A 20332-nucleotide genomic window follows, 5' to 3' on the forward strand; every position below is an offset into this window, starting at 1 on the left:
ACACGCAATCGTCTGAAGAGGACTCGAACGATGAATACACGCGACGCCGTGAAGCTCTTTCTAATGGGCATCGGCATTGTTGTTTCCACGCATGCCGGCGCATGGACGCTGCCGGCGGATAACGCCACGGTTCCCGAAGCGGAAGTCGAGCAGATTCTCGCCGGCAAGGACTATCCCGAGACGACCGGCTTTACCCGGCACCTCGATTACATCGACTATCAGGCCAACGGCAAGACCTTCACGCAGGTCGTGATGCGGCTCGATCCCGACAAGCCGCTGATGCACAACGGCCGCAAGATCGTATTGGCGGCGACGGAGGAAGGCAGTTCGAGCGCGAACGGTTTCGTCGAAACCGACGAGGGCAAGGAGGGTATCGGTGTCTGGCTGGCGAAGCGGGGCGTGACCTTCATCGCGTTGAATCGCGTCGGGCGCTGGAACTTCTTTGCGCCGAATCGCAGCGGCACCTGGGAGACCATTCCGGTCGACGAGCGCATGCCGATCTTTTCGCAGCATCAGAAAGCCTATTGGTCGAAAGACGACTACGTGATCCAACCCGCGGGCAAGACGTCGAGTTCGAGCGGCAGCGAATACGTGCGCTTTCCGAAGCCGGGCACTGAACTCTATGACGAGATGGTCGCGTGCACGCCGGTCGCGATGGTCGACGGACTCGAAACCGGCTTGCGACATGCGCTGCCCGATGCCGAACGCAAACAGTCGTTGCTGCTCTATTGGGGCTTTTCGACCGGTGGCGCACTGATGTGGCCGCTCGCCGAGCGCATTCGCCCTGACGGTTATCTGAACTGGGGCTCGTCGCCGCCGGGCGTCGTCTACTACTACGGCATGGCGTTGGGCGGACGCTGGGACTGGCCGTACGAACACTCGGCCGAACGCGTGCGTGGCCGTGGCCGCTCGGACTTCGAGTTCTACAACAAGCGGGCCGATCCGGCGACGAAGGACGAACGTTGGCAGCGCGATTTGCGTGAGCCACGTTTCAAGGGCGTCGAAGATCCGATCATGTTCGACAATGCCGGCGCGCTGACCGAAGACGCGATGCGCCTTTACACCGCGAGCTTCGTGCCGCCAGAGATGAAAGCAGCGGGCTTCAACAAGATTCTCACCGACATCATGGCGACCACGATGCCTGGCCCCGCGTTGCATGGGCTGCCGGTGTGGGACATGAACGGCACGTTCGACGAGGTCTATTCGGTGCCGACGATGCAGGCCGCGCGCGTGATGATGCAGCCGTATGTCGGCAAGCACGTGCTGATCCGCATCGAGGGCTTCAATCACAGTATCGTCAACCGGCAGGTGCGCGTGATTGGTCCGATATGGCTGCGGGCGATCGACAGTGGGTTCTTTGATGGTTGATGTTCGTGGTGCGGCGGTATGGCGCAGTGAAGATGCGAGTGCTGTCGCGCACGTGTAGGCTATCCCAATAACACGGATACGGGTGCGCGCGTCTATAATCGTAGCCGCCGTCAAAACAGCGACGGCTCGAGCTTGGCAGCTCGATAGTTATGCCCCGCACGCCTGTTCAGACAGGCGTGCGTCTGTCGTCGCACGTCCATTTTCTGCGGGCGGGCCACGGAGAGGAGACCTTCGGGTCTGCCGGTTTGGGGCATAACGCCGGTCTGCCAACCTTTCCGCTGTGCCCGCTCACCACTTCCATACGCTGACCGGGCACCCCGCCACCCTAACCGGGACCGCGTATGACCGAAGCCATCAAGCAGCATTCCTCCTCTCGTCCTCCTGTAGACGCTCTCCAGTATGAAAAGCTTGCGCTAACCGCATTTCATCTCTGCGAGCGACGAAAGAAGCAACTCGACAAGCTCGTCACACTTGCATCCACGATCGTCAGTACTCCGGCTGCCACGCCTGAAGAAAGACACCACCAACGGACGTTGCTCGAAGTCATGGTGCACGTCGGCGAAGACTATCAGCGCACGGCCGAATGCGATCACGAGCTGCTGAGCGTGATTGCGCTCGACGCAAAGGGCGTTCAGAGCCGCCGCATGAGCGCTCATGATGTAGCCGGGCTTCTTGACGATGTTTTTCAAAGCCTGTCGGAGCCGAACAAGTCTCCCGGTACTGCCATCAGAAATATCCAATAAAAGAGATGGCAGGACGCACTGTCGATATCCGTGAGGGATCTCGCATTTAGGACTATTCGGATTGACTGCACGTGGTTTGGATGAAGAATTAACCGCGTTGCTTGCTGCCGCAGTGCAATTCGCACGCGCGCCGTATTTCTTCGGGGTCGTCTCGGACCGTTTCAGATAGATGATCTGAAGCGGTGACCGCTGCCAGGCATGCGCATCCGATTGGCGAGTAGTCGCGAGCCAGTCGGCTGACGAACCGTTTCATAGGCTGTCGTTGCGGACAGCGCATAACAGGGAGATGACATGAGGGACCGACAAGGGCGCGAAGTCGCGCGGCTGGGTGATGCAACCGATCATGGCGGCAAGATCATTCAGGCTGCCGACGATTTGACTCACATGGGAAGGCGCGTCGCGCTCGATGGCCATCTGGTCGAGTGTCCGAAATGCGGTGGCACATTCCCGATCAGGGCAACGGGCGAACGCACACATCGGGGCGTACGCGTCGCATTGCTCGGTGACGGGACCGGGTGCGGGGCGACGCTCATCGATGCGTGAGGCGTGTATGACGTGGAATACCCCGACGCGCAGCATCGAGTTCACCTGCCCGACGCTTCCTTATATGGTCAGCCGCGGACCCACCGGCGAACAGTTGCGCGAACCAATGTTAGCCATGCGCAGTATCAAAGGACGTGAAGCGGTTGGTGAACTGTTCGAATACGTCGTCGTCGCGGAGAGCCAGCCTGACTTCCTGCAAAAGCCCACCGACGCCGCGCAGATCGATCTGGAGCCGATCATCGGTACGCACGGGACCGTTGCGATCGAGCTTGCCGGTATCGCCGCGCACAGATCCGGTCAGCCCGGCAATGCCGGGCACGCAGATATCGGTGCCGATACCCGCTACATCAACGGCGAGATCGTCTCGGCTCGAATCCGGTGTGTCGAAGATCGCGCGGCGGTCTATGAGTTCGTGCTGCGCCCCTTCGTTTGGCGCGCGACGCAAAATTGCGATTCCCGTCTTTTCACGGGTTCGGTGACCGAGGTGCTGCGCGAAGTATTCGCGAAGTACGCGGGCACGGTCGAATGGCGTATCAATGGCCCAAAAGGCGGAAAGGGCTACTACCCAACGCGCGACATGATCCGGCAGGCATGGGAGTCTGACTGGACGTTTGCACTTCGTCTGATGGAGGAATGGGGCCTGGTCTTCTGGTTCGAGCACCGGGAAGACTTTCACAGCCTCGTCATTGCCGACTCGCCAGGCGGCTTCCGGCGGCACGGCATCGCATACGAAACGCTGCGTTATCACACAGGCAGCCGGATCGACGAGGAACACATTAGCGAACTGGCCGTGACGTACACCATCACCCCTGGCAGAGCGATGGTCAACGACCACGACTACATGCAGCCTCGCTTGGGCAAGGGCAATGAGCCGAACCGGGAGGAATACGAGGACGCGAGCGGCACGGCCAGCCGCGATATCGAAATCTACGCACCCGCCGAGTTCGCGCAGCCCGAAGCGCGGCGCGAGCTTGAAAGGCATGACATGCGTGAGGAAGGCCGTCATCTGGCGCGCGTGAAGTTGCAGGCGGCGAGGTGCTCGGGCCGGCGCGCCAAAGGCAAAGGTCATCTGCGGGGGCTTCAGCCTGGCCGCACGTTTACGTTGACGGGCTATCCGCAGGTGAGCGCGAACCGCGAGTATGTGGTGCTGGCCTGCGAGTTGGCCATCACCGAAGCGGGTACGTCGTCGGGTACGCGGCGCACGTACACGGTCAATGCGGACTTTGAACTGCACCCTGTGAACGAGCATTACCGGATGCCGCAGGCGACGCCGAGGCCGCGTGTCGAAGGCTACGAATATGCGGTGATCGTGGCGCCGCAGGATCGCGAGATGTGGATCGACCGCCGCAACTGCCTGTTCATCCAGTTCGACTGGGACCGTCAGGCGCGATATGACGCAGCGACGTCGATCTGGGTACGCGTGGTGACGCAGTGGCAGGGAAGCGAACTGGGCGTCGTCACGCCCGGGCGGGCCGGCCAGATGGTGGTGGTCTCACATGTTCATGGCGATCCGGACCGGCCGGTTGTCTCGGGGTTCGTCGTGGACAGCTTCAATACGCCGCCGTGGGAGCTGCCGGCCAACGCGGCGCTGAGCGGCATGCGCAGCCGGAGTCTCGAACATGGTACGGAGTCGAATCATCTAGCGCTCGACGATACGCATGGCCGGCAGCAGGCGCAGCTTGCAAGCGACCATGGCAAGTCGAGTTTGAGCTTGGGGTTCAATACGCGGATCGACGGAAACAAAGGGCGGCGGGATGCACGCGGGGAAGGGTTTGAATTGCGCACCGATCGTTGGGGCGTGCTGAGGGCCGCAAAAGGATTGCTGGCGACGACGTTCTCCCGGCTCCATGCGGCGGGCAAGGCGAAAGACATGGCGGAGGCGCATGCACGTCTGACCGAGGCACGCAGTATCCACGAAGAGATGGCGCAACTGGCTCGGCGACACGGCGCGCAGCACGCGACGGATAACCAGGGTGACGTATCGAAGGTCATCGGGATTGCCAATGCGGCCCTACGCGGCAAGGCCGCGTCCGGTTCCGACGATTTCCCTGAACTTGAAAATCCCGATATCGCGATTGCGAGCGCGGCTCACGTTCACGTGAGCGCGACGGGCAGCACGCATGTAGCGAGCCGAGAACATACAGCGCTGACCACGGGCGGGAATGTTGCGATTGCGGCGCTCAAGTCGCTGTATGCATCGGTAGGCGGCCGCATCGCGCTGTTCGCATCGAAGGCGGTCACGATTCTGACGCCAGGGCGCGTGCGCGTCGAGTCGCAGACCGATGATGTCGAGCTGATTGCGCGTAAGGTCATCAGCATTCTGAGCGAGCAGGATGAAATCAGACTGACGGCAAAGCGCATTGTGATGAATGGGGGTGGTACGCAGTTGACGCTTGGTTCGGAGGGAATTGTCGGCCGTACTCTCGGCGCGTTTCTTGTTCATGCCGGGTCGCATGCAACGGAGGGGCCGCTGGAGAGACTGGTCAAACCACCTATGACAGAAGTCGCAAAGGCGAAAGTGGCCGCACATTATGTGTTGGTAGATAACCGCTCGGGCTTGCGCATATCGGAGCAGCCGTACAGGGTTACGCTGAGTGATGGGCAGGTTATCAAAGGCGTCACAAGTGCGATCGGGGAGACCTCACTGGTACTCGCTGAGACCATGCAGGTAGCGACGATTGAGATCCTGCATAACGATGGCACCGGGAACGCAGCGGCGATCTTCCAACCCATGATGACGCAGTCCACGGACCGAGTTGAGCAAGCCGAGGGTAGCCCCGATATCGCCTCTGAAAAGCGCGCCATTCAGATCCATAAAATCGGATCGAGCAGATTGCAAGCCAACGGCGATCAACCGTCCACTTCGGGATTTGATATTCACTATGCGCTTTGCAGCCCGTACAACTGGGGCCTGCGCTATTCGAAGGCGAGTGCCAGAAAGCCCGCGCAGTTGGAGTTTCCTGTGGCAAGGGAATTTGCAGCGGCTCTTCGTAGAGTGCTGCTGGATGAAGTTCAGTGGGGAGATAACTACTACGGCGCGGCAGGCAGGAAGCCATCGCTTCGGCAAGTGTTTCCTTTGGACAGGGTTTCATGCAACAAACTCGCCGATCTTATAAATCCTGTTATTCAATCGGCGCTTACCGATTCATCCTCGGGTGCTTTCGCTCTTCCAGAAACATGTGTGCCCCAGGTGATAGTAAGCACCGAACCATTGTCGAATAATGAATCGGGCACATTCGATCCCGCGTCCTGGACATTGAGCGTGAGTGGCCCTGCGATATCACCGCTTTTTGAAGCCCGTTCAAATGACGCCCAGAACGTCGGGATTGCCGATGCAGTAGTAAAGCTCAAGGACTTCGTCAACACGATCTACCACGAGACGCGTCACTGTCAGCAGTGGTTCTGGATGTTCGCGATGCTGCAGCAGCAGACAGCAAACTTCAGCGATACGCCGAACGCTGCCAGATTGCCTGCGGCAGTGGCAGGAAATGCAGCAGCGCGGCTCGCCGTCAAAATGGCCGCGAGCCAGAAGATTCCGAGTGATAACCTGGCGCTGACCGGCATCAAGCGCATGGCGGCGGGAGCTTATCTTTTTGTGCTTTACAAGTACCACCTTGTGAACGCGCATCCGAGTTACCTATCAGACGATAGGTCGTTTGAAAGCGAGTATGCGAACGCACGCCAACAGGCAAGGAAACTACTAAGCGATGCAGGGGCCGGAGGAACGCCGATCGGTGTGGACAGGATGCTCACGGACGGTATTGGACAGGGATACCTGAGCCGGCCATGGGAGGACGACGCTTTTTTCTGTGGAGAGCTGGCCGAGATCTATTGGACTGGAAATGAACCTAAAAACATTGCTGATAATCAGTGCAGCCGTAAATATGCACTTTCCTACAACGCAAGCCGCGTCAGCGAACTTGCCGGCAAACGCCCTGCAGAACAATTCATCCGCGACAGTGAAGCTAAGTGAGATGCCAACGATGCGTCCGAAACATAACATGACGGAAGAGCAGCAGGCGCGTGTGCTTCAGGCCATGCAAACAGGTCTGCGATGGGCCGCCGGAGAAACTACTTTTGAAGATGTGAAGTGGATTCTCGGAAATCCTGCTGGTCCGATCAAGCGAGGTATCGAACGCGTCTATAGATATGAGCTCGTCGAAGCAACGCTGGAGTTCGCATTCGATGGAGCCCAATCGGACAGTAGCAACCAATCCCCCAGATATTTCCAACTACGGGTGGACGGTGGTCTGATAACCCACATTTCAGGGGAGGACTGTGAAACCTACCTTGGACTTCGTCCGCTCGTCTATGGCGAATTGATAGACGGGGTTAGAAAGGAACAAGGACATTTTCTTAATCCCGGCTTAGGCGATTTCCTCGGCGACCGCAACCACGTCGGCCTTTCGTATCGTTTGCCGCTGCCTGCTGATTTACTATTCGATGTCTATGCAGACTTCGATTTCGAAGGCCGGAATGATCCTCCCGATTACGCCAGCCTGAAAACTGCCGATAATTTGCGCTCGGTAACGATCACCCGTACTTACCTGACACAAAAAGAACTGGATGAACGTCGCACGGCAAAGCATTGGAGGTAACGCGAAACGTTATGACGCGATGGCTTCTATTCCGGCGTGATGCTTCCCAATTTTTCGCCATGCCCTGTTAGGCATGGCTCGCATGAGCACGATGAACATTATCCTTCCCGATTCGCTGAAAGAACACGTCGACGAGCAGGTCGGTAGCGGCGGCTACGTCACAAGCAGCGAATACGTCCGCGAACTGATCCGCAAGGACCATGATCGCAAACGCCTGCGCGCGATGATCGTGGAGGGCGCAACGTCGGGCCTCGCGGGTCCGGCCGATGCCGACTACTTCGAATCGCTGCGCGCCCGCGTGCGTACTTCGCGCAAATGACGGCGAGCTACATTGAAGCGCCAAATCCCTAAGCAGACCGCGCAACACGCTCCAACGGCAACCAAAGCGTAAACCGCGTTCCCTCCGGTCCCGATACCCAGGCAGCAGCACCGTCGACAGCCTGCGCCCGGCGCTGCTGATTTTGCAGACCACGTCCCTTGCCCTCGGCGGCCAGCGCGCGCTGCACATCGAAGCCCTGGCCGTTATCCTCGATGACCACCTGCACGCCGTCCGCCTGCGCGACCGTACTCACACGGATCTCGCTGGCGCGCGTGTGGTGCAGGATATTGGCGATGCTCTCCTGCACGATACGCAGGATATGCAACGCGCTGGAAGGGTCGAGCCACGCGAGCGGCGGCAGTTCCCGCACTTCCCATAACAAGGCGATGCCGGAACCCTCCAGCCGCGGTTCCAGCCGGAAGCGCAGCGTGGCCAGCAACAGCAGCAGGTCGGCCTCGACCGGCTCCATCGAATCGATGGTCAGCTTCAAATCTTCCAGGCAGCGTTTGAGGATGCCCGATACATCCGGGCTACTTGCGCCGCCGCGCTCGACGGAGCGGATCGCGCTGATCAGCGACGAGCCCAGGCCGTCGTGCATGTCCTGCATCAGGCGGCGCCGCTCGTCGCTGATAGTCTGGTGCCGCTCGGCCTCGCGCAGCAGCCTGTGGCTTTCCTCCAGCTCGGCTTCACGTTCTCGCAGACGCTGCGCCAGACTGGCGTTGACCCGTTCCACCTGGACAATCGCATTCACGTAGCGCCGGTACATCAGATAGCCGAACATCGCGAACGTGACGGCATTCATGTAGGCGCCGAGAAACCAGCCCTCCTGACTGACCACGTTGTTGTGCATCAGCCAGTCGGATACGCCCAGCAACGTACACACGCCGACGCCCGCCGCCAGCAGCCGGGCTTCCCACGAGCGGCGCCAGGCAATCAGCACGCCGACCACGCCGACCGTCGCGCCCATCAGAATGCCGACCCCGTAGATCAACGGAACGATCACGGGCGTGTTCGGCAGCACGGGCAAGATGCCGACCACGGGCAGCGTCAGCAGCGTGATCGCCGCGGTGGTGCCGACCACGGCGCGTGTGAGCCACTTCAGCGGACGGCCGTGTAGCTGGCACAAGAAAAAATGGATGACCATGATCAGCCAGAACAGCGCGTTCTGGGTCAGCCAGGCAAACCAGTCATCGGTGATCGGCACGCTCGCGTAGTAATGGAGGTGACCGACGAACGACGTCGCCGCGAGGTTGAAGAACAGCAGGTAGCCGGTTTCCTCGCGGCGCCAGAACCACACGCACAGCGCAAAGATGCCGACCATCAGAAACGACGTGCTCAGCATGACCGGCAATTCGCGCTGCAGCCATTGGCGCATGTAGTAGCGAACCCGCAGCGCATCGGCGGTGCCGAGCCACAGCGACGCGACGCCGACTTGCGCTGTCGGTGTGTGTTCGAGGCGGATCAGGATTTCATCGAGCGGGGCGTCGCCGTTGTGTCTGTCCAGTTCGACCCAGAGCGGCGTGAACAGGCTGTCCCACAGCGGCCCCTGCTTCTGCGCACGGTAGATCAACTGGCCATCGGCATAGATGGCGATGGTGCCGTCGGTCCTGATGCGGCTGCCGTACAGCACCAGCGGTCCGGCCGGCAGGGACAGCCCTCGGGTCGGGACGCGTATCCACGTGACGCCGCCGATCGTATTGACGGGGCTACCCGGTTTTGCCTTCGGGCGAGTCGCGGGCATCGCCTGGGGCAGCACGACAGGTTGCCAGGCATCGGGCAGCGACCGGGTGTCGAGCGTCAGCGGCGGCGGGGTCATGCCGTTTGCCTTGATCGTCTGCCAGTCGGCGCGTGTGAGGTGCACGCTCGCGTTGGATGGCTGCAGACCATCGGCGAACATATACCAGAGGCCAGCCGCAATCAGCAGCGCGACGGAAAAGACGAGCACGGCATTGGCGAGCAGCCGCGTGGGACGGGATCTCAACACATCACCATGGCTGGGAAATGAGCAGCGGCGCGGTACGTGTGGAGCGTGGCGGCAAATATCCCGGCTGGCCGGCCGCTGCGGCTTTGTTGTTTTGTCATAGATGGCTTTCGCGCTGGAGGTGATTTGCGCATGCCCTGGATACCCCGTACCGGGCTGCGCGCCGTGAAGTGCGACAGGCCAGCTAGTGTAGCGATTTCTTGTGTCGTGAAGCGCGCGGCTCAGTCGCCGAGCAGCCCCAACGTTCTGGCTTCGAAGATGGCTTCGGCTTTCGAGTTGACTTCGAGCTTGCCGTAGATGCGCCGAACGAAGCTGCGCACGGTGAAGTGGGACAGCTCCATCAGCCGGGCGATTTCCTGGGTCGTGAAGCCCTTGGTGATGTAGTCCAGCACTTCCTTCTCGCGCGCCGACAGCAAGCCGGCCGGCGCGGTGGCCGGTTCAGGAGCGGGAGCCGTCGCTGTGCTGACCGAACCCTGCTGGAACCGCGCGAGGATTTGCCGCGCGATGATCGGACTGATCGGGCTACCGCCACTGGCGAGGCTGCGGATCTCGTCGGCCATGCGGGTGGGGGAGCTGTCCTTGAGCAGGTAGCCGGCCGCGCCGGCCTCGATCGAGCGCATCACGTGCGTCTCGTCGCCGAAGTTGGTGCTGACCATGCTGCTGCAGCCCGGCCACTGCTGCGCGGCCGCGCGGATCACATCGATGCCGGAGCCATCCGGCAGGCCGAGGTCGACGAGCAGTACATCGGCGGGCGGCTCCCGCAGCATGGCGAGGCCTTCGGCGCGCGTGGTCGCGACGCCCGCCAGCCGCATGTCCGGCGCGGCCTGGATGGCCAGGCTCAGCGCTTCGCGGAAGCTGGGGTCGTCCTCGACGATCGCGACGTGGATGGAGCGCGGCTCGGAGCCGGCGTGGGTGGATTGCATGATGGAGCGATTGTAAAGGGACGCTCGCCGCGCCGCGTGGCGCATTTGTGCTACAGAAAAGATCGGCGCTGCCCTGTTACCGGATGTTGCAAGCGTCCGCCGCGTCGAATCCCGCCCATTCGCCTGTTATCCCCTGTGCGCAGTCCTCGCGGCACCCGGCCACAAGACCGTCCGCCCGACATGTTGCATCGCTGTAACTCAAACCTTGCGCAAGCCAGTTACATTGGCGCATGCCGGCATCCGGGCACAGGTCCGGTTCCTTACGTTCATATAACAACACATCCGGAGACCCGCGACTAATGACAACGCGCGCGAACCATGGCAATTTTGCGCAGTCCCGTCAGAGGACGGCCGTCCGCCCGATAGTCAACACACTTATCCGCACCCGGAGATCAACATGAGCGAAACCGTGTCCCCGCCGCCGAAGCGTTCCCGACGCGGGCTCATCGTGGTCGCGATAATCTTGCTGGTGCTGATCGTACTGGTCGTGGCTCACGTGCTGACCCGCAAGAAGCCCGCGCGCGAGAACCCGGCGATCGTCGTCACCGTGACCCGCGCGACGACCGGCTCGATGCCGGTCACGCTGAGCGAACTCGGCACCGTCACACCGACGGCCACCGTCACCGTGCTGCCGCAACTGAGCGGCTACCTGACCGAAGTCGGCTATCACGAAGGCCAGGAGGTGCAGAAAGGCCAGTTCCTCGCGCAGATCGATCCGCGTCAATACCAGATCAGCAAGCAGCAGGCCGAGGCGACCCTCGCGAAAGACCGCGCGTCGCTCGCGCAGGCGCGCGCCGATCTGGAGCGTTACACGCAGTTGAACGAGCGCAAGTCGATTGCGCAGCAGACCTTCGCGGACCAGCAGTTCCTCGTGCAGCAGGACGAGGCGGCGGTGAAGTCCGATCTCGCCAACATCGCCCAGTTCGATCTCGACCTCGCCTATTGCCGCATTACCGCGCCGATCGCCGGCAAGGTCGGCCTGCGGCTCGTCGATCCGGGCAACTACGTGACCGCGTCGTCGACCACGGGCATTGTCGTCATCACGACGGTCAAGCCGACCACGGTGCAGTTCACGGTGCCGCAGGATTCGCTCGCCTCGATCGTGCAGCGCCTGAACACCGGCGCGAAGCTGCCGGTGACCGCGTATTCGAGCGACAACGCGCGCGAAATCGCGACCGGCACGCTGTACGCGGTCAGCAACCAGATGGCTACCGCGACCGGCACGGTGACGTTGCGCGCGACCTTCGCCAACGACGACGAAGCGCTGTTTCCGAACGAATTCGTCAACGTGAAGCTGCTGGTCGACACGATGCAGAACGCGGTGCTGGTGCCGACCGCCGCGGTGCAGACCGGCGCGCCCGGCGATTTCGTGTATCTGGTCAATTCGAATAGCACGGTGTCGGTGCACAAGGTCAAACCGGGCCCGAGCGACGGTAAGAACACGGTGATCCTGTCGGGTCTCGCGGAGGGTAACGAGGTCGTCACCGACGGCATGGACCGGCTGTCCGACGGCGCGAAGATCCAGCCGGCCAGCGCGAAAGCCGCGGCCGCGGCCGCGGCTGGGGTGTCCAGCGCGAGCGCTGCTTCGGCGCCGCACGCATCGGCCGCCTCGACCGCGGCCGCTTCGTCGTAACGGACCGCCGCACCGATGAACATTTCCCGTCTGTTCATTCTCCGTCCGGTCGCGACGCTGCTGCTGATGATCGCGCTCGTGCTGATCGGTCTGATCGCGATGCGCGTGCTGCCGGTGTCGTCGCTGCCGAACGTCGACTATCCTACGATTCAGGTGCAGACCTTCTACCCGGGCGCGAGCCCGAGCGTGATGGCGACCACGGTCACCGCGCCGCTCGAAGTGCAGCTCGGCGAGATTCCGGGCCTGCAGCAGATGACCTCGTACAGCTCGGACGGCGCGTCCGTGATCACGCTGCAGTTCGATCTGTCGCTGAACCTCGATATCGCCGAGCAGAACGTGCAGCAGGCGATCAACGCGTCGAATAGCTATCTGCCCGCGGGTCTGCCGGCGCCGCCGACCTACGCGAAGGTCAATCCCGCCGACCTGCCGATCCTGACGCTCGCGGTCACGTCGAAGTCGATGTCGCTGACGCAATTGCAGGACGTCGCGAACAATCGCCTCGGCACGAAGATTTCGGAGGTGTCGGGCGTCGGTGTCGTGACCGCGAGCGGCGGCAACGTGCCGGCGATTCGCGTCGAAGCGGACCCGCACAAACTCGCTGCGTACGGCCTGAATATCGACGATCTGCGCACGCTGCTCAGCTACGTCAACGTGAGCCAGCCGAAGGGCAATTTCGACGGTCCCGATCTCGACTACACGATCAACGGCAACGACCAGATCAGCGACCCGAAGGACTATCTGAACACGGTGATCGCCTATCAGAACGGCTCGCCGGTGTTCATGCGCGACGTCGCGCGCGTGAGCCAGGCCGCGCAGGATGTCGAGCGCGGCGCGTGGTACAACGGCTCGCCGGCGATCATCCTGAACGTGCAGCGGCGCCCCGGCGCCAACGTGATCGCCACCGTCAACCAGATCATGAAGGAGCTGCCGCAGCTCGAATCGACGTTGCCGGCCGGCATGAAAGTGACGGTGGTGTCGGACAGCACCGGCGTAATCCGCTCGTCGGTCCGCGATGCCGCGTTCGAGCTGATTCTCGCAATCGTGCTGGTGGTCGCGGTGATCTTCGTGTTCCTGCGCAACGTGCCCGCGACGCTGATCCCGAGCGTCTCCGTACCGGTGTCGCTGATCGGCACGCTCGCGGTGATGTACCAGCTCAACTATTCGATCGACAACCTGTCGTTGATGGCGCTGATCATCGCGACCGGTTTCGTCGTCGACGATTCGATCGTGATGATCGAGAACATCGTGCGCTATCTGGAAGAGGGCATGACACCGCTCGAAGCCGCGCTCGAAGGCGCGGGGCAGATCGGCTTCACGATCCTGTCGCTGACCATCTCGCTGATCGCGGTGCTGATTCCGCTGCTGTTCATGGGCGGCGTGATCGGGCGTCTGTTCAGCGAATTCGCGGTGACGCTCGCGGTCACGATCGTGATCTCGGCGATCGTATCGCTGACGGTGGTGCCGATGCTGTGCGCGCGGATGCTGCGCGCGCAGGCCGAGCGGCATCCAAGCCGCTTCGAGCGCATCAGCGAGGGCCTGTTCGACAAGACGCTCGCCGCCTACGAGCGCGGCCTGAAGTGGGTGCTCGATCATCAGGTGCTGACGCTGATGGTGGCGATCGGCACGGTGGTGCTGACCGGCGTTCTATACGTAGTGATTCCGAAGGGTCTGTTTCCGGTGCAGGACGTCGGCGTGATCCAGGGGATCAGCGTCGCCGACAACTCGGCGTCGTACGCCGCGATGGTCAAGCGGCAGAGCGCGCTCGCCGAGGTGATCCTGAAGGACCCGGACGTCACGTCGTTGACGTCGTATGTCGGTATCGACGGTATCAATACGACGCTGAACAACGGCCGCTTCCTGATCAATCTGCGTGATCGCGACGAGCGCTCCGATACCGCGCAGGAAATCGCGCGGCGTCTCGCCGGGGAGGTCGCGCAAGTGCCCGGCGTGAAGCTCTATATGCAGCCCGAGCAGGATTTGACGCTCGACACGACGGTTTCGCCGAACCAGTACAGCTTCGTGTTGCGCGGGCCGAGCCAGCAGGCGTTCCAGAAGTACGTTCCGGATCTGGTCGCGCGGCTGAAGAAAATTTCGTCGCTCGAAGACGTGCAGAGCGATCTGAATACCGACGGCCTCAGCGTGAATGTCGAAGTGAACCGGCAACTGGCCGCGCGTTTCGGCATTACGCCCGCGACGATCGACAACGCGCTATACGACGCGCTTGGCCAGCGCATCGTATCGACGATCTTCGAGCAGTCGAACCAGTACCGCGTGATTCTGGTCGCGAAGCCGGAAACGATGCCGACCGTTCAGTCGATCGGCAATCTCTATCTGCCGAGCCAGACCAGCAGCACGGGCCAGGTGCCGCTGTCGGGTATCGCGAAGATCGAAATACAGAAGGCGCCGCTCGTCATCAGCCATCTTGCGCAGTTCCCGTCGGTGACGATCTCGTTCAATCTCGCGAAGGGCGCGTCGCTGAGCACGGCGGTCAGGGATATTCACGCGGCCGAGCAGGCGGTCAACCTGCCGCCGTCGATCACGTCATCGCTGCAAGGCGCGAGCGCCGCGTTCGAGGATTCGCTGTCCAGCGAGGTCTATCTGCTGATCGCGGCACTCGTTGCCGTGTATATCGTGCTCGGCGTGCTGTACGAGAGCTTCATCCATCCGGTCACGATCCTGTCCACGCTGCCGTCCGCCGGCATCGGTGCGTTGCTCGCGCTGATGCTCGCGGGCAGCGATCTCGACGTGATCGGCATCATCGGTATCGTGCTGCTGATCGGCATCGTCAAGAAGAACGCGATCATGATGGTCGACTTCGCGCTCGACGCCGAACGCAATCACGGCAAGCCGCCGCGCGAGGCGATTTTCGAGGCGTCGCTGCTGCGCTTCCGGCCGATTCTGATGACCACGCTCGCGGCGATGCTCGGCGCGCTGCCGATGCTGCTCGGCACCGGCACGGGCTCGGAATTGCGCCGCCCGCTCGGCCTCGCGATCATCGGCGGCTTGACGCTGAGTCAGGTGCTGACGCTGTTCACGACGCCGGTCATCTATCTGTTCTTCGACCGGATGGCCGCGCGCGTCAGGCGCTGGCGTGAAAAGCGTAGTGGACAGAAGGGCAACGAGCCGGATGCACAGCCGCCTGAAGGTGGCGCGGAGGGCGCGCCGTGAACATCCCGGCGCTTTTTATCCGGCGGCCGGTGGCGACCACGCTGCTGGCCATCGCGATCCTGATCTCGGGCACGCTCGCGTATTTCCGTCTGCCGGTCGCGCCGCTGCCGAACATGGCGTTTCCGGTGATCGTCGTGCAGGCGAACATGGCCGGCGCGAGCCCGGACATCATGGCATCGACGGTGGCCGAGCCATTGGAGCGCAGGCTCGGGACGATCGCCGATGTCGAGGAACTGACGTCGATCAACAACGTCGGCTCCTCGCTGATCGTGATCGAATTCGGTCTCACGCGCGATATCAACGGCGCCGCGCGCGACGTCGAGGCGGCGATCCAGGCCGCGCGCGCCGATCTGCCGACTACGTTGCGCGCCAATCCGAGCTATCGCCAGTACAACCCGGCCGATGCGCCGATCATGGTGCTGTCGCTGACGTCCGACACGCTGACCAAGGCGCAGCTCTACGATTCCGCCGATTCGGTGATCCAGCAGCAGTTGTCGCAGATACGCGGCGTCGGGCAGATCACGCTCGGCGGCGGCGCGCTGCCGTCGGTGCGCGTCGAGTTGCAGCCGGGCAAGCTGAACAGCTACGGCATCGGCATGGAGGACGTGCGCGCGGCGATCAGCGCGGCGAATGCCGATAGCGCGAAGGGCCACCTTGACGTCGGCGACCAGCGCTACGTCGTAACCTCCAACGATCAGATCACGCATGCGGCGCCGTATCGCGATCTTGTCGTCGCGTATCGCGACGGCGCGCCGGTGCAATTGCGCGATGTCGCCGAGGTGCGCGACTCGAACGAAAACATCCGAAACGCAGGGCTGTTCAACGGCAAGTCGGCGATTCTCGTGATCGTCTATCCGATGCCGGGCAGCAATGTCGTGCAGACCGTGCAGCAGATTCGCGGCGTGCTGCCGGCGATCGAGGCGACATTGCCGAGCAGCATTCATGTGGGCGTGGCGATCGACCGCTCGGTGTCGGTCACCGCATCGGTGGGCGATACCGAGCGCACGCTTTTTATCGCGGTGCTGCTGGTGGTCGGCGTCGTGTTCATCTTCCTGCAGTCGCCGCGCGCGACGCTGGTGCCGGCGGTGGCGTTGCCGCTGTCGATCGTCGGCAGCTTCGGGCCGATGTATCTGCTCGGCTATAGCATCGACAATCTGTCGCTGATGGCGCTGACGATCGGCACCGGCTTCGTCGTCGACGACGCGGTGGTTGTATTAGAGAACGTCGTGCGCCATATGGAGCTGGGGCTCAGTCCGAAAGAGGCCGCATTGAAGGGCGCGGGCGAAGTCGGCTTCACGGTGATCTCGATGACGCTGTCGCTGATCGCGGTGTTTCTGCCGATCCTGTTCTTTCCGGGCATCGTCGGCCTGATGTTCCATGAGTTCGCGATGACGCTGTCGATCGCGATCCTGATTTCGCTGGTGATCTCGTTGACGGTCACGCCTGCGATGTGCGCGTACGTGCTGAGCCGCAACAACGCCGGTCACTCGAAGGCGCGTTGGGCGCGCTGGGTCGAACGGTTGTTCGATCGATTCAAGGATGCCTATGCGCGCTCGCTGACGGCTGTACTCGATCATTCGTTGCTGGTGATTCTGCTGCTGTTCGGCTTGCTGATCGGCAATGTGTTCCTGCTGAAGCTGGTGCCGGCCACGCTGTTTCCCGAACAGGACACCGGCATCCTGATCGGCCAGATCATCGCGGATCAAAGCATCTCGTTTCCGGCGATGCAGAAGAAGCTCGCGCAATTGCAGTCGATCGTGCAGAAGGACCCGGCGGTCGAATCGGTTGCGGGCTTCACCGGAGGGCGCTCGCTCAATAGCGCCAGCGTGTTTATCGAATTGAAGCCGCTTGCGGAGCGTCACGCTACGGCGACGGACGTCGTGAACCGCCTGCGGCCGAAGCTCGACGAAGTATCGGGCGCGCGGCTCTTCTTGCAGGCGCAACAGGATCTGCGCATCGGCGGCCGGCAGTCGGCGGCCGAATACCAGTACACGCTGACGAGCGACGATTCCGCCGCGCTATTCAAATGGACGCCGCTGCTCGTTACCGCGCTATCGAAGCAGCGCGGACGGCTGCTCGACGTGAACTCCGATTTGCAGCAGCACGGCCTGCAGACCTACGTGACGATCAATCGCGCGACGGCGGCGCGCTACGGCTTCGCGCCGAACCAGATCGACAACGTGCTGTACGACGCGTTCGGGCAGCGCACCGTGTCGACGATCTATAACCCGCTGAACCAGTACTTCGTCGTGATGGAGGTGGCGCCCGAGTACTGGCAGTATCCGCAGACGCTGAACCAGATCTATCTGAGCGCGGCGTCGGGCAATCCGACCGGCACCGCGGCCACGCAGATGCCGGGCGGCACGGTGTCGGCGAAGAGCACGGCAAGTACGACCGCTTCGGCGAATACCAACTCGCGCAACTCGAACGCGCAGTCGAATGCGACCAACAACAGCATCGCCAACAGCAAGGGCGGCAGCTCGACCGGCAGCGCGGACAGTACCGCGGCCGAAACGATGGTGCCGTTGTCGGTGATGACGTCGTTTTCGAACAGCCATACGGCGACGCAGGTCAATCATCAGAGCGGTCTCGTTGCCGCGACGATCTCGTTCAACCTGCCGGCCGGCGGTTCGTTGAGCCAGGCGGGCGAGACGATCGACAGCACGATGCGCGAACTCGGCGTACCCGCGAGCATTCACGGTTCGTTCGCGGGCGCGGCGGCGGCCTATTCGCAATCGATGGGCATCGTGCCGCTGCTGGTTCTCGCGGCGCTCGGCGTCGTCTATATCGTGCTCGGCGTGCTGTACGAAAGCTCGATCCATCCGCTGACGATTCTGTCGACGCTGCCGTCCGCGTTCGTCGGCGCGACGCTCGCGCTGCTGATCTTCGGCACGCCACTGTCGGTGATCGCGGTGATCGGCGTGATTCTGCTGATCGGTATCGTCAAGAAGAACGGCATCATGATGGTCGACGTTGCAATTCAGTTGCAGCGCGAGGAGCGGATGCCGGCGCGCGACGCGATTCATTCGGCCGCGCTGATCCGCTTGCGGCCGATCATGATGACGACCTTCGCGGCCGTGCTCGGCGCGGTGCCGCTCGCGATCGGCGTCGGCCAGGGCGGCTCGCTGCGCCAGCCGCTCGGTATCACGGTGATGGGTGGACTGATCCTGAGCCAGATGTTTACGCTGTACACGACGCCGGTGATTTACCTGTACCTCGACCGCCTGCGCGCGAGGCTGGTCAGATGGTCCGACGGTTTGCGCTGGAACCGCGACGCGAGCGCGGCGGGAGAACCCCGACGACCGGATAAGGCATGACGATGAAGATTTCCATTGAAAGTTTGAGGCCTAAAGGTAGCGCGGGTGGCGCGACGCGCGCGGCGGATGTCGAGCGCGCCGGGTTTGTGAGCCTCGTGCGGCCGCCCGCCGCCGCGACGATCGCGGCGTTGCTGGCGCTGTTCAACGCCGGCTGCATGGTCGGCCCCGACTATCACCGGCCACAGGTGCGGGTGCCCGCCACCTACTCGGAGCTGCCGGGCTGGACGCAGGCCGAGCCGAATGCAAGCGGACCGAAGGGCGCATGGTGGACGGCCTTCAACGATCCACTGATCGACGAACTCGAACCGCTCGTCGCCGTGTCGAACCAGACGGTGCGCGCGGACTACGCGAACTACCAGGAAGCACTCGCCGAAGTGCGGGCCGCGCATGCGAGCCTGTTCCCGACGATCGGCGTGACCGGCTCCACCACGCGCGAACGCGCGGGCAGCGGCTCGGTCAGCGCGGCGGGCACGCTGGTGAATGGCGGCGCGGCGCGCGTCATCAACTCGGGCTCGCTCGAAGGCAACGTTAGTTGGGCACCGGACCTGTGGGGCCAGGTGCGGCGCACGGTCGAGGAAAACGCCGCGAATGCGCAGTCGAGCGAGGCGACCTTCGCCAATGCGACGCTGTCCGAGCAGGTCGCGCTCGCGACCGCCGTCATCGACTTGCGCACGACCGATGCAAACATCGACCTGCTGCAGAAAACGGTCGACGCCTATCAGCATGCTCTCGATGTCGTCACCGAACAGGATCGCGCGGGAACCGTGCCGCCGAGCGACCTGATCACCGCGCGCAGTCAGCTCAATACCGCGAAGTCGGATCTGATTGCGCTCGGCGTGTCGCGCGCGCAGTTCGCGCATGCGATTGCGGTGCTGGTCGGCAAGAACCCTGAAGAGCTGTCGATCGCGCATAGCACCGCGATGCCGGCGCTGCCGTCGATGCCGGTAGGCGTGCCGTCGACGCTGCTCGAACGCCGCCCCGACATCGCCGCCGCCGAGCGCAAGATGGCCGCGCAGAACGCGGCGATCGGCGTGGCGGTGTCCGCGTATTACCCGGAGATTTCGCTGTCCGGCGCGGCCGGCTTTACGCAGTCGCCATTGTCCGGGCTGCTGAAGATCGCGAACTACGTGTGGTCGCTCGGCGGCAGCGCGACCGAAACGCTGTTCGACGGCGGCCTGCGCAGCGCGGATGTCGACGCGGCGAAGGCGGCTTATGATGCGACCGTCGCCAACTATCGCGGTACCGTGCTGAGCGCGTTCCAGAACGTCGAGGACGATCTGTCCGGCTTGCGCATCCTCGCCGAGCAGGCGGACGTGCTCGATGCGGCGGTGCGCGACGCCGATCGCGGCGCGGAGATCGCGCTCAACGAGTACGAGGCCGGTACTGTCGACTACACGACCGTCGCGACCGCGCAGGCCACCCAGCTCAGTACGCGGCAGACCGCGCTGAACGTGCAGGAATCGCGCTTGCTGCATGCGGCTTCGTTGTTCGGCGATCTGGGCGGTGGATGGTCGGCCGATCAGTTGCATGATCCACGTCATCCGGCGGCGCCTACCGCTGCCGATGCCGACGCCGGAGCCGCGGTGTCCACGCAAGGTGATGCGAGCCCCGCCGGCATCGGTGCGGAGAAGGTGCAGTAATGGCGCTCGCGTCGAACGCCCGCGGTGCGTTCGGCGCCATCGCGGCTATGATGCGAGGCAGTTGAAACTACCAACAATCACAACAACGACACAGGAGGA

12 protein-coding genes are annotated in these 20332 nt (G+C 62.7%); 10 read left to right on the plus strand and 2 right to left on the minus strand.

What is annotated here, in order from left to right:
- The first annotated feature begins 30 nt into the window (after positions 1-30).
- The 6 genes from L0U82_RS20070 (at position 31) to L0U82_RS20095 (ending at position 7571) form a co-directional block, all read left to right on the plus strand.
- The gene (locus tag L0U82_RS20070) at positions 31-1368 is read left to right on the plus strand and encodes a hypothetical protein (RefSeq protein ID WP_233833834.1); all 1338 of its coding nucleotides are present in this window, start codon (positions 31-33) and stop codon (positions 1366-1368) included.
- Between the two features lie 341 nt (positions 1369-1709).
- Complete coding sequence (locus L0U82_RS20075) at positions 1710-2111, plus strand: hypothetical protein (protein WP_233833836.1); 402 nt, start codon at positions 1710-1712, stop codon at positions 2109-2111.
- Between the two features lie 291 nt (positions 2112-2402).
- Positions 2403-2654 carry a PAAR domain-containing protein gene (locus tag L0U82_RS20080; protein WP_233833838.1) on the plus strand — a complete coding sequence of 84 codons (252 nt, stop codon included), beginning with the start codon at positions 2403-2405 and terminating at the stop codon, positions 2652-2654.
- A 7-nt stretch (positions 2655-2661) separates the two neighbouring features.
- Positions 2662-6627: a type VI secretion system Vgr family protein gene (locus L0U82_RS20085; RefSeq protein WP_233833840.1), complete on the plus strand. Its 3966-nt coding sequence runs from the start codon at positions 2662-2664 to the stop codon at positions 6625-6627.
- A gap of 28 nt (positions 6628-6655) precedes the next feature.
- On the plus strand, positions 6656-7252 hold the full coding sequence (locus L0U82_RS20090; RefSeq protein ID WP_233833842.1) for a hypothetical protein: 597 nt from the start codon (positions 6656-6658) through the stop codon (positions 7250-7252).
- An 82-nt stretch (positions 7253-7334) separates the two neighbouring features.
- On the plus strand, positions 7335-7571 hold the full coding sequence (locus tag L0U82_RS20095) for a type II toxin-antitoxin system ParD family antitoxin (protein WP_233833844.1): 237 nt from the start codon (positions 7335-7337) through the stop codon (positions 7569-7571).
- A 28-nt stretch (positions 7572-7599) separates the two neighbouring features.
- On the opposite strand, the gene L0U82_RS20100 is transcribed toward L0U82_RS20095, so the two are convergent.
- A complete protein-coding gene (locus L0U82_RS20100) occupies positions 7600-9552 on the minus strand; it encodes a sensor histidine kinase (protein ID WP_233833846.1) in 1953 nt (650 codons plus the stop codon).
- A gap of 221 nt (positions 9553-9773) precedes the next feature.
- Positions 9774-10475 (minus strand): response regulator transcription factor, encoded by a 702-nt coding sequence (locus L0U82_RS20105; RefSeq protein ID WP_233833848.1) that lies wholly within the window; start codon positions 10473-10475, stop codon positions 9774-9776.
- Positions 10476-10872: 397 nt separating this feature from the next.
- Between L0U82_RS20105 and L0U82_RS20110 the strand changes: the two genes are divergently transcribed.
- The 4 genes from L0U82_RS20110 to L0U82_RS20125 are packed head-to-tail and all read left to right on the plus strand — an operon-like array spanning position 10873 to position 20233.
- A complete protein-coding gene (locus L0U82_RS20110; protein ID WP_233833850.1) occupies positions 10873-12108 on the plus strand; it encodes an efflux RND transporter periplasmic adaptor subunit in 1236 nt (411 codons plus the stop codon).
- Between the two features lie 15 nt (positions 12109-12123).
- Positions 12124-15276 carry an efflux RND transporter permease subunit gene (locus L0U82_RS20115; RefSeq protein WP_233833852.1) on the plus strand — a complete coding sequence of 1051 codons (3153 nt, stop codon included), beginning with the start codon at positions 12124-12126 and terminating at the stop codon, positions 15274-15276.
- On the plus strand, positions 15273-18593 hold the full coding sequence (locus L0U82_RS20120; RefSeq protein WP_233833853.1) for an efflux RND transporter permease subunit: 3321 nt from the start codon (positions 15273-15275) through the stop codon (positions 18591-18593). Before L0U82_RS20115 ends, L0U82_RS20120 begins: the two co-directional genes overlap by 4 nt.
- Positions 18590-20233, plus strand: a complete 1644-nt coding sequence (locus tag L0U82_RS20125) for an efflux transporter outer membrane subunit (RefSeq protein ID WP_442793643.1) — start codon at positions 18590-18592, stop codon at positions 20231-20233. Before L0U82_RS20120 ends, L0U82_RS20125 begins: the two co-directional genes overlap by 4 nt.
- Positions 20234-20332 lie beyond the last annotated feature (99 nt).

The sequence above is a fragment of the Paraburkholderia sp. ZP32-5 genome, assembly GCF_021390495.1.
Lineage (GTDB): Bacteria > Pseudomonadota > Gammaproteobacteria > Burkholderiales > Burkholderiaceae > Paraburkholderia.

Coding starts and splice junctions, on each gene's coding strand:
- L0U82_RS20070 (WP_233833834.1), top strand. CDS start 31: ATGAATACACGCGACGCCGTGAAGCTCTTTCTAATGGGCATCGGCATT.
- L0U82_RS20075 (WP_233833836.1), top strand. CDS start 1,710: ATGACCGAAGCCATCAAGCAGCATTCCTCCTCTCGTCCTCCTGTAGAC.
- L0U82_RS20080 (WP_233833838.1), top strand. CDS start 2,403: ATGAGGGACCGACAAGGGCGCGAAGTCGCGCGGCTGGGTGATGCAACC.
- L0U82_RS20085 (WP_233833840.1), top strand. CDS start 2,662: ATGACGTGGAATACCCCGACGCGCAGCATCGAGTTCACCTGCCCGACG.
- L0U82_RS20090 (WP_233833842.1), top strand. CDS start 6,656: ATGACGGAAGAGCAGCAGGCGCGTGTGCTTCAGGCCATGCAAACAGGT.
- L0U82_RS20095 (WP_233833844.1), top strand. CDS start 7,335: ATGAGCACGATGAACATTATCCTTCCCGATTCGCTGAAAGAACACGTC.
- L0U82_RS20105 (WP_233833848.1), bottom strand. CDS start 10,475: ATGCAATCCACCCACGCCGGCTCCGAGCCGCGCTCCATCCACGTCGCG.
- L0U82_RS20110 (WP_233833850.1), top strand. CDS start 10,873: ATGAGCGAAACCGTGTCCCCGCCGCCGAAGCGTTCCCGACGCGGGCTC.
- L0U82_RS20115 (WP_233833852.1), top strand. CDS start 12,124: ATGAACATTTCCCGTCTGTTCATTCTCCGTCCGGTCGCGACGCTGCTG.
- L0U82_RS20125 (WP_442793643.1), top strand. CDS start 18,590: ATGACGATGAAGATTTCCATTGAAAGTTTGAGGCCTAAAGGTAGCGCG.